The sequence below is a fragment of the Parvularcula oceani genome, from assembly GCF_000733125.1.
Classification (GTDB): domain Bacteria; phylum Pseudomonadota; class Alphaproteobacteria; order Caulobacterales; family Parvularculaceae; genus Parvularcula; species Parvularcula oceani.
Genome location: NZ_JPHU01000001.1, coordinates 287,931 through 300,293 on the forward strand (window position 1 = coordinate 287,931; position 12,363 = coordinate 300,293).

A 12,363-nucleotide genomic window follows, 5' to 3' on the forward strand; every position below is an offset into this window, starting at 1 on the left:
CGCAATGACAGCATCCGACGACCGAGACCTCTTCTTCGCCTGCCCGCCCGGCCTCGAACCGCTGCTGCGCAGCGAGGCCAAGGCGGCGGGCTTCCGCGCAACGCGCGCCCTCCCCGGCGGCGTCCATGCGCGGGGCGGATGGGAGGAGGCGTGGCGCGCCAACTTGCAGCTGCGCGGCGCGAGCCGGGTTCTGGTCCGGCTCGCCCAGTTCCGCGCGACCCAGCTTTCCGAACTCGAACGCAAGGCCGGCGCGGCCGGCTGGCGCGGTCTTCTTGCGCCCGGCACGCCGTTCCGCGTCGAGGCGAGCTGCAGCCGGTCGAAGATCTATCATTCGGGCGCGGCGCAGGAGCGGGCGGAACGGGCCATCGGGGCGGCAACCCGGGCTCTCCCCTCTCCCGATGCGGGGCTCCGGATCCTGCTGCGGATCGACAGGGACATCTGCACGCTGAGCGTCGACAGCTCGGGCGAGCCGCTGCACCGGCGCGGCTTCAAGCAGGCCGTCGCCAAGGCGCCGATGCGCGAGACGATGGCGGCGCTCTTCCTGCGCGCCTGCGGCTATAAGGGCGAGGAGCCCCTGCTGGACCCCATGTGCGGCTCGGGCACCTTTCCGATCGAGGCCGCGGAGATCGCCTCCGGCCTGTGGCCCGGGCGAGGCCGCAGCTTCGCCTTCGAAAGGCTCGCCAATTTCGACGCCGATGCCTGGGCATCGCTGAAAGACACCATGCCTGCGCGCCAGACGGATCTGCGATTCTTCGGCTCGGACAGGAACGCCGGCGCCGTCGAGGCCAGCCGCGCCAATGCCGGGCGGGCGGGCCTCGCTTCCATCACGACCTTCGCGCAGATGCAGGTCAGCGAGTTCACGCCTCCCGAAGGACCCAAGGGCCTTGTCATGGTGAACCCGCCCTACGGCGCGCGGATCGGCGACACGGGCGCGCTGGCGCCGCTCTATGCGGCTCTGGGCCGGACGCTCCGCGAGCGCTTCGAGGGCTGGCGCGTCGGCCTCGTCACCAGCGAGCCGCGCCTCGCCCGCGCGACCGGCCTTCCCTTCCTCGACCCCGGCCCACCCGTCCCGCACGGGCCGCTGCGGGTCCAACTCTTCCGGACGAGTGCGCTTGGCGACTGAAAGCGAAGAAGCCCGCCTCATGAAGAGGCGGGCTTCCTTATGAGTTCGAAAAGAGGGCTGCGCCTTCTCCTCAGTGCTCCACGTTCCGCCAGATCTGGCGGTAGCTCGCATAGACGATGCCTGCGAAGGCGAAGAGGTAGAGCATCACGAAGCCCCCCATCTCCTTGCGCTGTTCGAGCTTGGGTTCGGAAGACCACTGGAGGAAGGAGACGACGTCGCGCGCATACTGGTCGACCGTCTCGGGGCTGCCGTCCTCATAGGTGACGATGCCGTCCTGCAGAGGCGGCGCCATCTTGAACGCACCGCCCGGCGGCAGCTCGTATTCGTGGAGGATGTGGCCTTCCTCATCGAGATATTCCTCACGGACCATGCTGGCCGTGTCGCCCGGATAATAGGGGTTGTAGTACTGGCCCGGCGGCACATCGAGGATCGCCGGCGGCTCTTCATAGCCCGTGATGAGGCTGTAGATGTAGTTCCGGCCCTTCACCCGCGACTTCACCAGGAGGCTCATATCCGGCGGATAGGCGCCGCCATTGGCGAGCATGGCCTGCTGCCTGTTCGCATAGGGCGAGGGCAGATAGTCGGCAGGCAGGCCGGGACGGATCAGGGGATCGCCCGAATCGTCGACACCGGCCTCGATCTGATAGTCCGCCGCGAGGGCCTTGACGATTGGGTTCGCCGCAGGATCCGAACAGTCGGTCGTCGAGGGCAGGCCCAGTTCGACCGGGCACTCCTCGAGATAGAAGGGACCGCCATCCTCGGCGAGGTGCCGGAAGGCGACCAGCTTCATCGAGTGGCAGCTCGAGCAGACCTCCCGATAGACCTGATAGCCGCGCTGGAGCTGCTGCTGGTCGTAGCGGCCGAAAATGCCTTCCCAGGTCCAGGAGGGCTCCTTCAGCTCCTTGATCTTGCCCTCGGCGGCGGAAGCGCCGCCGGCGAGCGCGAGGGGGAGGACGGCGCCGAGCGCCGCGAGGGTTCTCTTGAGCGTCATTCTCTTACTCCGCAGGGGCCGGGTGCGAACCGCCCGCCGTCATGCCCACAGGGGTCTTCCGCTTGCGCATGCCCGCCTTGTCGGCCGTCACCGATTCCGAGATCGAGCGCGGCAGGGCCTTCGGCGTCTCGGTTATGGCGAGAACCGGCAGGACGATCAGGAAGTAGGCGAAATAATAGGCCGTCGCGAGCTGGCTGATCAGGATATAGGGCTGTTCGGCCAGCTGCGCGCCCAGCCATCCGAGCAGGCACACATCGAGGAAGAACAGGATCAGCCACAGCTTGGCGACGGGGCGATAGCGCATGGAGCGTACCTTGGACCGGTCGAGCCAGGGCAGCACGAACAGGATCAGGATCGAACCCAGCATGACGAGCACGCCGCCGAGCTTGGAGTTGATCAGGACGATGTCCGTGAAGGGGATGCCGATGTCGAAGGTGATCGCCCGCAGCATCGCGTAGAACGGCAGGAAGTACCATTCGGGCACGATATGCGCCGGCGTCACCATCGGGTCCGCCTCGATATAGTTGTCCGGGTGGCCCAGCGTGTTCGGCATGTAGAACAGGAAGGCCGCGAACAGGATGAAGAAGCAGACGATCGCGAAGCCGTCCTTCACCGTGTAATACGGGTGGAAGGGAACGGTGTCCTTCTTGGTCTTCACCTCGACGCCCGAAGGGTTGTTGTTCCCCGGCACGTGCAGCGCCCAGATGTGCAGGATCACGACGCCCGCGATCAGGAACGGCATCAGGTAGTGAAGCGCGTAGAAGCGGTTCAGCGTCGGATTGTCGACCGCGAAGCCGCCCCAGAGCAGCGTCTTGATCGGATCGCCGATGAGGGGGACCGCCGAGGCGAGCGAGGTGATCACCGTGGCACCCCAATAGGACATCTGACCCCAGGGCAGGACATAGCCCATGAAGGCGGTGCCCATCATCAGGAGGAAGATGACGACGCCGAGGCCCCAGAGGATCTCGCGCGGTTCCTTGTAGGAGCCGTAATAGAGGCCGCGTGCGATGTGCAGATAGACGGCGATGAAGAACATGGAGGCGCCGTTGGAGTGCGCATAGCGCAGCAGCCATCCATAGTTCACGTCGCGCATGATCATCTCGACCGACTGGAACGCATAGTCGGTATGGGCCGTGTAATGCATCGCCAGCACGATGCCGGTGACGATCTGCCAGACCAGGATGATCGAGAGGATGCCGCCGAAGGTGTACCAGTAGTTCAGGTTCTTCGGCGTCGGGAAGTCGATGAAGCTGTCATAGCCGAGGCGGACCAGAGGCAGGCGCTTGTCCACCCACCGCTCGAAGCCCGTACCCGGGACATAGGTGCTTTCATGGGACATGGCTTACCCCAGTCTGATCGTGGTGTCGGTGAGGAATTCGAGCGGCGGGACCGCGAGGTTCTGCGGCGCCGGCCCTTTGCGGATGCGGCCGAGGCTATCGTAGTGGCTGCCGTGGCAGGGGCAGAACCAGCCGCCGTAATCGCCGCGATTGTCGCCGGTGTCGGTGCCGAGCGGCACGCAGCCGAGATGCGTGCAGACGCCGAGGACGATGACGAAATCGCCCGAAGCGATCCTGTTCTCCACCGTCGCCTCGCCGGCCGCGTTCTCGTTGCGCGCATCGGCGTCCTTGAGGGCGGAAAGCGGCGTCTCTTCGTCGACCGCCAGCTCACGCTCGGTGAGGCGGCGGATGAAGACCGGCTTGCCCTGCCAGATGACCTTGATCGCCTGCCCCGGCTCGATCGCGGAGATATTGACCTCCTTCGTCGCAAGGGCCCGCACCGCCGCATCGGGCGCGAGCTGCGAGATCAGCGGGATGAGGACCCCGACGCCCGCAGCCGCGGCCGTGCCCGCGGCGAGAAGGTGGATGAAGTCGCGGCGACCTTCGTCGACTTCGACGGTCGGACCTTCGGGCTTGCTTCCGCTGACCCGGACGGCCTCCGCCTCGTAGCCGCCAGTGCTGTTTGTGGTGGAACTCATGTCTGCTCGCAGCGTGAATCTCTGGGTTCGGGCGCGTGTGCCACGCGCGCGCCGCCTCGTCCAGATGACATACACTTGAAGATGTCCCGAAGGAACGCGGTGCAGCGTCGCGGCAAGGAGCGCTTGAAGCGCGATGGCCCAGGTTCTACCCGCTGCGGATGGATATGCTAGAGGACAGGAAGACACAGGCCCGCGCCTGGTTCGAGGCGTTGCGCGACCGTCTCTGCGCCGCCTTCGAGACGATCGAGGCCGAGGCGCCGTCGGATCTCTACGGCGAAGGCGCCTCCTCCCGCTTCGCCTTCACGCCGTGGAGCCGCTCGGGCGATGGAGAGGTCGAGGCCGGCGGCGGCGTGATGGGCATGCTGCATGGCCGCGTCTTCGAGAAGGCCGGCATTCACTGCTCGACCGTGCATGGCGAATTCTCCGAGGAGTTCCGGCACGCGATCCCGGGCGCCGAGGAGGATCCCCGCTTCTGGGCCTCCGGCATCAGCCTCATCGCCCATCCGCGCAATCCGCACGCCCCCGCGGCGCATATGAACACGCGCATGATCGTGACGACGAAGAGCTGGTTCGGCGGCGGCGGCGACCTCAACCCGATGATGGACGCCTATCGCACGGCCGATCACGAGGATACGCGCGATTTCCATGCGGCGATGAAGGCGGCCTGCGACCCTCATGAGGAAACGGCCTATGCCCGCTACTCCGAAGAATGCGAGCGCTATTTCTGGCTGCCGCACCGGAACGAGGCCCGCGGCGTGGGCGGCATCTTCTACGACCGGCTGAACTCCGGCGACTGGGCCGCCGATTTCGCCTTCACCAGGGATGTCGGGACGCGCTTCCTCGAGATCTATCCGCGCATCGTCCGTCGCCGCATGGGTACGGCTTGGTCGCCCGAAGAGCGGGACCACCAGCTGTTCCGCCGCGGCCGCTATGCCGAATTTAACCTGCTCTACGACCGGGGCACGACCTTCGGCCTGAAGACCGGCGGCAATGTCGACAGCATCCTGTCGAGCCTGCCCCCGCTCGCGCGCTGGCCCTAGCCGGTCTTCTTCCCGCCGATCCGGCCCGCCCCGGCCAGCACGAGCAGGAAGCCGAAGCCGCCAGTGGCGAAGGCCCCCCACAAGAGCGGCTCGAAGCCCCGAAGGCCGGCGGCGACGAAAGCGAGAATGCCACCCAGTCCCGCGAGGATCGCGATGACCGGCGCGATGCGGCCGATCACCGGCAGAGCGCCCAGGAAGCTCGCGAGCGCCGACAGGAGGGCCAGCGCCGTGGTCACCGCGACCAGATGGCCGAGCAGACCGCCCTCGGGCAGGCATGCCTCTTCCTTCTCGAACTGCCCGGTCAGCACGCAATCGGCGGTCACGCCGGCAAAGGCCTCGCCCGTGACCTCGCCGCCCAGATCGAGCCAGGGGCCGAAATAGGCGCCGACGGCGAGGGCGAGAGAGAGAAGAAGGCGGATCATCGCGGAAGCTCTTCGGCAGGCGTGGAAACGGTCCTAGCGCGCTTCGCCCGCCCGCCCTACTCCCGCCGCAACTCGCTGAGGCGGCGCATCGCCTCTTCCACCTTCTCGCCGAGCTCGGCACGGCGCGACCGCCGCTCCGCATCGAGGGCGTCGGTGCGCTCGCGCAGATCGCCGAGAAGGCCGCGCAGCTCATTCAGGGCGGCCTCGACCTCGCCCACGAAGCCCGCGACGATCTCGTGCCCCTCGCTGCGCGTTCCGGGACGCGTTTCGGACGGCTTTTCAGGCTGCGCCGCTTCGGGCCCCCCGGCAGGCGAAGGTCGCTCGCGCTCATCCTCCTTATCGGGCGCATCCTCTGCGGGCGGCCGCGCCACCGCATCATTGGCAGCCCGGCGGGCACCGGCCAGCATCAGCTCCTGCGGCGAGGTCGCCCGAAGGCGCGGCGCCTCGACGGGCCGCTCCTGGATCGAGCGGATGGCCGCGTTGATGTCGCCGACCGTGACGGGGCCGGAGGGGCTTCGCTGCGTCAGCTGCGCCGCCACCGGCTCCCGGGCCTCCTCCGCATCCTCTTCGGCGAGCGGCGGTCCGTCCTCGGTCTCGACGGGCGCCGTCAGAAGCGCGAGCTTGCGCTCGATCTCGGCGTGATAGGCGTCGTGGAACGGTCCTCGAGGGTGGCTTGCCGCGTCTTCCTCACCGGCCGCCCCCGGACTCTGCACGGCGGGTTCGGGCATGAGGGGATCGGGCACGAGGCCCTCTTCTTCCCGCTGCACGGCCTCTTCGACGTCCGAGGCGCCGACCCGATCCGCACCGGACATGGCGGCCTGGGCGAGAAGGCGCGCGGCCAGCATGTTCACCCGCCGGGGCACGCCGTTCGTCGCAGCATGAATCGCCTCTGCGGCTTCGGCGGTGAAGACGGTGTCCGCGCTTTCCGAGCCGGCAGCGCGCATCCGGTAGGACAGATAGGCGCCGACATCGGCAGGACCGAGCGGCGGCATGGCATAGGAGGCGAGTATGCGCTGTCGGAAGCGGTCCATCTCCGTCCGGTAGAGCCGCTCGCGCAGCTCGGGCTGCCCGATCAGGCAGATCTGCAGCAGCGCCTCGCCATCGGCGCTGAGATTGGACAGAAGCCGCAGGGCCTCGAGCGCCTCGTTCGACAGCCGCTGCGCCTCGTCGATGATCAGGCAGGCCCGCTGCCCCTCATCGCGGCGCTCGCACAGGAACGCCTCGAGCGCCCGCAGGGGCTCGGCCCCGTCCTCGCGCCGCTGCTCGAACGCCTCCAGAACGCGGCCCGGCATGTCATCCGCCGGCGCCGGGCCGGGCGGCAGCAGGGCGGCCAGCGTTCCTGTTCCTTGAAGACCGGCCAGGAGATGCTCGACGAGAACGGTCTTGCCGACCCCGGCTTCCCCGGTGATGAGAACGAAGCCCTCGGCCTGCCGGATGCCGTAGCGCAGATGCGCCATGGCGCGGCGGTGCGGCTCGCTTTGATAGACGAAGCTTGCATCGGGGGCGAGGCGGAACGGCGCCCTGTCCAGACCGAAGTGCTCCTCTATCATCACGGATCCTGCATCGCTTCAGAACGTCCAGCTCACGCCGGCGCTCACGGCATTCTCCTCGTAATCAAGTCGCGTGCCAGTGCCTTCGCCTTCCCGTTGTGAACGGTAGACGCGGCCGGTCAGCGAGAATCGCGGGCCGAGGCGGTAGGCGGCGCCGATCGCTCCGAAGAGCTGCGTCGTGCCGCCGCTGGTGGTGATGTCCTGATCCAGGTCACTTCCGAGCAAAGTGTCCTCGATGAAGACACCTTCATTGCGGATGGCGCGCATCTGGGCGTTGACGGAGGTCCGGCGGGTGAGCTGCCGCCGGGCCGAGAAGTTCAGCGACGAGATCTCGTTGGAGCGGCCGAAATTGTCGCTCTTCGTGTAATAGGCGCTCAGTCCGAACTGCGTGCGCCGATTGTTGTAGACCGCGCCGAGGCGATAGCGGTCGAACGCTCCTGCCCCGGCCTGCCGCCGCTGGACGTCGTTGAAGCCGCTCTGGAAGCTCACCGCCTGCTCGAGGAGGCGCTGCGCCGAGCCGCCCTGGATGTCCGCGAGATCGTCGACCACTCGGAGCGTCCGGGAGTTCAAGGCGCCGAAGCCGCGGAAGGCGTCCTGCGTGCCCGTCTCGAGCTGCCTGTCTGCGGCGGCTGTCAGGTTCACGCGCGGCGAGGGCCTGTAGCTGCCCTCGATCTCGATCAGCGTGCCGCCGAAACGCTCGCCGACCGCCATTGACAACCGTGTCTTCCGTCCCGGAACGGCGATGAAGCCGACATTCCAGAACACTCCGGACAGCTCGTCCTCGTTGAGGGAATTGGGCAGGCCGCCGATCCTGCGTGGATCGGTCTGCGTCAGCGAGACTTCGTCATAGCCGAGTTCGCCGGTCAGGGTGACGCTGCGATTGAGGGCGTAGCCGACTTCGCCGGCGGCCGAGAGCCGTTCCAGATCGACCTGGTCCAGCACGTCGCTGCCGCTTTCTTCGGTGCTGTTCGCCACGCCGCGCAGGGCGAAGCTAATTCGGTCGAGAAGGTCTCCGCTCCGGAATTCCAGCAGCCCTTCATGCGCCACCGAATCGTTCGAGAACCTGAAATCCGGTGGGCGGCCCAGCTCTTCCGCCGCCGCCGCGTCCTGGCGGAAGTTCTCGTTCGCGACGAAGACATTGGTGTAGCGGTACCGGGCTTCCAACGTGCCGTCGCGTCCGAATTCGCGGAAGACATAGGGGCTCAGCGAGCCGCCGATGAAGGTCGCCTGGTCGTCCAGCCGCCCGGCGCTCTCCTGCTCGATATCGCTGCGCCGCGACAGAGCCTGCTGCTGCGCGACGGCCGCCGCGTCGAAAAAGAGCAGGTCCGGCACCAGCCGCGCCGTCGCCGAGGCCGCGATATCCGGATCGATGAAGACCTCGTCGACCGCGCTGATCCCGAAGGTGATGCTGTCGGTGTCCTCGATCCCGCCGGGCAGCGGGGCGTCGACGGTCTCTGCCAGGCGTTGGTTCACGTCCTGCGTATCGGCATAGGCGCTGATCCGGACGCCGCCCTGGACGATGCCGGTGAGGCCGGGCCGGTCATAGACCGTCGCGCCGCGCAGGGAGGCCGAGCCGATGACATTGTCCGGGGGCTCCACCTCCACGAGTTGGGAGATCGGCACATCCACCAGCTCGATGCCCGGCGTGCCGTCGGGGTTCACGACTTCGACCAGCGTCGGCTGCGTCACCAGATCGCCGTCGCGCTCGAAGAAGCGGCGGCGCTGCTCGGACAGGCGCCTGAAATTGTCGGAATAGGTGGCGTTGAGGTTCAGGTTCCACTGGGAGACGAGGCCCTGGACCTGCCGCTCATTGCCCCGGCCGGCATCCCCCGGCCGCGGCTCGGCCTCCTGCCCCGTCTGCGCGAGGGCGCCGCCGCACGCGCACAGGGCCAGGACGGCGCTCGCGCCGAGAAGTCCATGCCGGCGCGGCCGGAACGAAGATGCTGTCTTCATGATGTCGCTCTGGCTCCCTCTGCTGGCGGCTGGTCCGCCAGTCCCGCCGTCCGTCCGGCAAGGCCCGGCGCCTCTCCGGGCGCCGGCGCTTCGATCAGAAGCGGCTTTCCGGTATGAGGATCACGTCCCCCGGCCGCACTTCGACATTGGCGCTGACATCGCCCTGACGCATCAGGTCGTTGAGGCGGACGCGATAGGTCCGCTGCTCCTCGCCGCGGCCGCGGATCAGCTTGGCCCGGTTGCCGGCCGCGAATTCGGTCAGGCCGCCCACGCCGAGCATGACGTCGAGCACGGTCATCCCGGACTGGTAGGGCAGCGCCGCGGGCTGCTGCGCCTCGCCGAGCACGCGGATCTGCTGGTCGACGGTGGAGGAGAAGCGGTCCACGATGACCGTCACCTCGGGCGTCTTCACATATTCCGCGAGCGCCGCCTCGATGTCCTGCGCCAGCTCGGACGGCGTCTTGCCGGCGGCCAGCATGTCCTCGACCAGCGGCGTGGAGATGCGCCCGTCGGGCCGCACCGTGACGTCGGTGGAGAGCTCTTCGGCACGCCAGACGAAGACCTGAAGCTGGTCATAGGGCCCGACGAGATATTCCGGCCCGAGATCGTCGGGGGCTTCCCCCTCGCTGTTCCCGGTGACGGAGCCATCGAGGCTCGACAGCTCCGGCTGCGGCGTCACGCAGGCGGAAAGGCCGAGCAGGCCGGCCAGAGCCAGCGGCAGAGCAGTCTTCTTCATGGTGAGCATGCGTCTCGTCCTCCTCCCGCGGGCGCCGCGCTTCGGCGTCGGCCCGCAGCCATGCAAGAAATGCCGCGGAGCCGGTCGGCCCGCGCGACGGGATCGGGCGGGTTCTAGGACGGAACGGAATGCGATGATAGCGCTGTGGCCGGTCGCCGAGAGCAGCTGCATGCCGGCCGAGCGCGTCAGTCGTCGCGGTGAACCTTTTCCTGCCGCTCGTGGCGCTCCTGCGCCTCCAGCGACAAGGTCGCCGTCGGCCGCGCCTCGAGGCGTCCCAGCGAGATCGGATCGCCGGTTTCGTCGCAATAGCCGTAATCGCCCGCCTCGATGCGCCGAAGGGCGGAATCGATCTTGGAGATCAGCTTCCGCTGGCGGTCGCGCGTGCGCAGCTCGAGGGCGTGATCGGTCTCGGTGGATGCCCGGTCCGTCGGATCGGCCAGGTGCAGGCTGGCATCCTGCATCTCGCTGATCGTGTCCCGGCTCTGCTGCAGGATCTCTTCGCGCCAGGCGAGCAGCTTGCGCTTGAAATATTCGAGCTGCCGCTCGTTCATGAACGGCTCGTCTTCGCTCGGGCGATATTCCTCGGTCGTGGTCGTGGTCGCTGCCATCGGCCTCTCCTCCCCGGCATGTCCTCGACCGCCCGGGACCTGGTGACGGGACGCGTCGCATCCCATGGCGCGCGCTATAGACACCGTCCGGACAGCGAACAAGCGGTCCTGCTCACGCGTGTGTGTCTCGATTGGATGAATGTTGCGTAAGCGATCTTGTCCCCGCTCCGCATCCTGCTCCTACCCTGCCTGTCCGGCGGCGACCGGAAAGAGGGTCAGCGGGAGGGATGATGCAGCGCACGAGCGACATCGGCATCGCGCTTATCAAGCGCTTCGAAGGCCTGCGGCTGAAGGCCTATCGGGACGTGGCGGGCGTCTGGACGATCGGCTACGGCCATACGGGCGGACAGGCGCGCGCAGGCGCGGAGATCACGGCATCGGAGGCCGAGGCGCTGCTCGCCCGCGACCTCGGGCGTTTCGAGGAGGCGGTCCGGCGCCTTGTCGGCCGTCTGCCGCAACAGCAATTCGATGCGCTGGTGTCGCTTTCATACAACATCGGAATCGGCGCCTTCGCGCGCTCGACGGCGCTCGCGCGCCTCAAGGCGGGCGACGGGAGGGGCGCTGCCGAGGCGATCGGCTGGTGGAACAAGGCGACCATCGGCGGCGAGAAGCGGGTGCTGCCCGGCCTCGTCAGGCGGCGGGCGGCCGAAGCGGCGCTGTTCCTCGAAGCCGCAGCGCCACTCGAGCCGCCCTGCCCGGCCCCCGCCTGCCTGCAGGCCCCGCCCGGTCCCCTGCGGCTTCAGGACGTCGTGGCGATCCAGCTCTCGTCGTCCTGCACCTCCCGCTCGAAGGTCAGGAAGTCGTAATAGCCGCAGCGCTTCTGGGAGGGGAATTCGCGGCAGATGGCCGGCCGCGCCTCATAGACCGTGCAGCCGCGGGTCTCGGTGTCGATGAAGCGGCAGATCGTGCCGAAATGCTCGTCCGCCTTGTGGCGGAGGACGAGCGGGCTGTCCGCATCCCCTTTCTTGAAGAAACGGCGGCGCGCCCCCTCCTCGTCCAGGCCGAAATACTCGGCGAGCCGCCGCGCATCCTCCTGCGTCACCGGGATATGCGCGTAGGAGCAGCAATAGGCGGGGCAGTCGAGGCAGTCATAGCCCTTGCGCCGCTTCGTCTTGGCCTTGGTCATGACGACGGCATCGCCCGCTCTCCCGCATTTGGCAAGAAGACGATCGGCGCCCGCGCCTGTTCCCGCACCGGAAGCCGGAGAAGGAGTCCCCCTCCATGCCAGAGGAAACGAGAACCGCCATCGTCACCGGCGCCGCGCACGGCATCGGCCTCGCCTGCGCCGACCGCCTGTCGAAGGATGGCTGGCGCGTCGTCCTCGCCGACAGGGACGAGACCCGCCTGGCCGAGGCCGCGAAGGGCCGCGGCCAGCCGGTGCAGGCCGATGTGGGACGCGAGGAGGATGTCCGTCGCCTCGTCGCCGAGGCCGCGGCGCTCGGCCCGCTCGGGCTGATCGTTTCCAATGCCGGTGAGAGCCGGTTCGGCGCGCTCGGAGAGACGAGCCGCGAGGAATGGGACAGGATATTGGCGAGCAATCTCACCGCCGCCTTCCTGCTCGCCAAGCATGCCGAGGCGGCGCTGCGGCGGGCAAAAGGCGCGATGGTCCTGATCGCCTCGACCCGCGCCCACCAGTCCGAGCCCGACACCCATGCCTATGCCGCGAGCAAGGGCGGCCTCGTCGCGCTGACCCATTCCCTCGCCGTCAGCCTCGGCCCCGACGTGCGGGTCAACGCGATCTCGCCGGGCTGGATCGACGTCGACGGCGAGGATCTGAGCGAGGAGGATCACGCCCAGCACCCCGCGGGCCGCGTCGGCCGCCCCGAAGACGTCGCCCAGGCGGTCGCCTATCTCGAAGGGGCGGGCTTCGCCACGGGCGCGGAGCTCGTTCTCGACGGCGGCATGACCAGGCGCATGATCTATGCCTGAAGCGCCTTGGCGGGGCGGGAGCCTCGACAGGGCGGC

The 12,363-nt window shown here is 68.1% G+C and carries 13 protein-coding genes; 4 read left to right on the top strand and 9 right to left on the bottom strand.

What is annotated here, in order from left to right:
• The first annotated feature begins 4 nt into the window (after positions 1-4).
• A complete protein-coding gene (locus IE88_RS0101360) occupies positions 5-1,123 on the top strand; it encodes a THUMP domain-containing class I SAM-dependent RNA methyltransferase (RefSeq protein ID WP_031549323.1) in 1,119 nt (372 codons plus the stop codon).
• Positions 1,124-1,193: 70 nt separating this feature from the next.
• Here the strand turns inward: IE88_RS0101360 and IE88_RS0101365 are convergent, their stop codons facing one another.
• From IE88_RS0101365 to petA, 3 genes are read right to left on the bottom strand one after another with little or no spacing between them, the layout of a single operon-like run.
• Positions 1,194-2,114: a cytochrome c1 gene (locus IE88_RS0101365; RefSeq protein ID WP_031549325.1), complete on the bottom strand. Its 921-nt coding sequence runs from the start codon at positions 2,112-2,114 to the stop codon at positions 1,194-1,196.
• 4 nt (positions 2,115-2,118) lie between these two features.
• The gene (locus IE88_RS0101370) at positions 2,119-3,453 is read right to left on the bottom strand and encodes a cytochrome b (protein ID WP_031549327.1); all 1,335 of its coding nucleotides are present in this window, start codon (positions 3,451-3,453) and stop codon (positions 2,119-2,121) included.
• Positions 3,454-3,456: 3 nt separating this feature from the next.
• Entirely contained in the window at positions 3,457-4,089 is a 633-nt protein-coding gene (gene petA, locus IE88_RS0101375; RefSeq protein ID WP_081871333.1) for a ubiquinol-cytochrome c reductase iron-sulfur subunit, read from the bottom strand.
• A 164-nt stretch (positions 4,090-4,253) separates the two neighbouring features.
• Here petA and hemF point away from each other — a divergent pair, with 164 nt between their 5' ends.
• On the top strand, positions 4,254-5,129 hold the full coding sequence (gene hemF / locus IE88_RS0101380) for an oxygen-dependent coproporphyrinogen oxidase (protein ID WP_031549331.1): 876 nt from the start codon (positions 4,254-4,256) through the stop codon (positions 5,127-5,129).
• Here the strand turns inward: hemF and IE88_RS0101385 are convergent.
• The 5 genes from IE88_RS0101385 to dksA all read right to left on the bottom strand — a co-directional run bounded on the left by IE88_RS0101385 (position 5,126) and on the right by dksA (position 10,398).
• Positions 5,126-5,551 carry a hypothetical protein gene (locus tag IE88_RS0101385; RefSeq protein WP_031549332.1) on the bottom strand — a complete coding sequence of 142 codons (426 nt, stop codon included), beginning with the start codon at positions 5,549-5,551 and terminating at the stop codon, positions 5,126-5,128. The two genes, hemF and IE88_RS0101385, sit on opposite strands and share 4 nt — an antisense overlap.
• Before the next feature lie 56 nt (positions 5,552-5,607).
• Positions 5,608-7,101 (bottom strand): AAA family ATPase, encoded by a 1,494-nt coding sequence (locus tag IE88_RS16990; RefSeq protein WP_051881351.1) that lies wholly within the window; start codon positions 7,099-7,101, stop codon positions 5,608-5,610.
• Positions 7,102-7,119: 18 nt separating this feature from the next.
• On the bottom strand, positions 7,120-9,054 hold the full coding sequence (locus tag IE88_RS0101395) for a porin family protein (protein ID WP_031549336.1): 1,935 nt from the start codon (positions 9,052-9,054) through the stop codon (positions 7,120-7,122).
• 94 nt (positions 9,055-9,148) lie between these two features.
• Positions 9,149-9,790, bottom strand: a complete 642-nt coding sequence (locus IE88_RS16165) for an XrtA/PEP-CTERM system exopolysaccharide export protein (RefSeq protein WP_036766405.1) — start codon at positions 9,788-9,790, stop codon at positions 9,149-9,151.
• A gap of 185 nt (positions 9,791-9,975) precedes the next feature.
• Complete coding sequence (gene dksA, locus IE88_RS0101405; RefSeq protein ID WP_031549340.1) at positions 9,976-10,398, bottom strand: RNA polymerase-binding protein DksA; 423 nt, start codon at positions 10,396-10,398, stop codon at positions 9,976-9,978.
• A gap of 227 nt (positions 10,399-10,625) precedes the next feature.
• On the opposite strand from dksA, the gene IE88_RS0101410 reads away from it, so the two are divergent.
• Positions 10,626-11,204: a lysozyme gene (locus IE88_RS0101410; protein WP_081871334.1), complete on the top strand. Its 579-nt coding sequence runs from the start codon at positions 10,626-10,628 to the stop codon at positions 11,202-11,204.
• Here IE88_RS0101410 and IE88_RS0101415 read toward each other — a convergent pair.
• The gene (locus IE88_RS0101415) at positions 11,138-11,524 is read right to left on the bottom strand and encodes a YkgJ family cysteine cluster protein (RefSeq protein ID WP_031549344.1); all 387 of its coding nucleotides are present in this window, start codon (positions 11,522-11,524) and stop codon (positions 11,138-11,140) included. The genes IE88_RS0101410 and IE88_RS0101415 overlap by 67 nt on opposite strands.
• 95 nt (positions 11,525-11,619) lie before the next feature.
• Here IE88_RS0101415 and IE88_RS0101420 point away from each other — a divergent pair, with 95 nt between their 5' ends.
• Positions 11,620-12,327, top strand: coding sequence for an SDR family oxidoreductase (locus IE88_RS0101420; RefSeq protein WP_031549346.1), 708 nt, complete (start codon positions 11,620-11,622; stop codon positions 12,325-12,327).
• Positions 12,328-12,363 lie beyond the last annotated feature (36 nt).

Bases quoted from the DNA above. Each gene is read 5' to 3' on its own strand.
- IE88_RS0101410 (WP_081871334.1), top strand. From the start codon at position 10,626: ATGATGCAGCGCACGAGCGACATCGGCATCGCGCTTATCAAGCGCTTC.
- IE88_RS0101370 (WP_031549327.1), bottom strand. From the start codon at position 3,453: ATGTCCCATGAAAGCACCTATGTCCCGGGTACGGGCTTCGAGCGGTGG.
- IE88_RS16165 (WP_036766405.1), bottom strand. From the start codon at position 9,790: ATGAAGAAGACTGCTCTGCCGCTGGCTCTGGCCGGCCTGCTCGGCCTT.
- petA (WP_081871333.1), bottom strand. From the start codon at position 4,089: ATGAGTTCCACCACAAACAGCACTGGCGGCTACGAGGCGGAGGCCGTC.
- IE88_RS0101420 (WP_031549346.1), top strand. From the start codon at position 11,620: ATGCCAGAGGAAACGAGAACCGCCATCGTCACCGGCGCCGCGCACGGC.
- IE88_RS0101365 (WP_031549325.1), bottom strand. From the start codon at position 2,114: ATGACGCTCAAGAGAACCCTCGCGGCGCTCGGCGCCGTCCTCCCCCTC.
- hemF (WP_031549331.1), top strand. From the start codon at position 4,254: ATGCTAGAGGACAGGAAGACACAGGCCCGCGCCTGGTTCGAGGCGTTG.
- IE88_RS0101395 (WP_031549336.1), bottom strand. From the start codon at position 9,054: ATGAAGACAGCATCTTCGTTCCGGCCGCGCCGGCATGGACTTCTCGGC.
- IE88_RS16990 (WP_051881351.1), bottom strand. From the start codon at position 7,101: ATGATAGAGGAGCACTTCGGTCTGGACAGGGCGCCGTTCCGCCTCGCC.
- dksA (WP_031549340.1), bottom strand. From the start codon at position 10,398: ATGGCAGCGACCACGACCACGACCGAGGAATATCGCCCGAGCGAAGAC.
- IE88_RS0101385 (WP_031549332.1), bottom strand. From the start codon at position 5,551: ATGATCCGCCTTCTTCTCTCTCTCGCCCTCGCCGTCGGCGCCTATTTC.
- IE88_RS0101360 (WP_031549323.1), top strand. From the start codon at position 5: ATGACAGCATCCGACGACCGAGACCTCTTCTTCGCCTGCCCGCCCGGC.
- IE88_RS0101415 (WP_031549344.1), bottom strand. From the start codon at position 11,524: ATGACCAAGGCCAAGACGAAGCGGCGCAAGGGCTATGACTGCCTCGAC.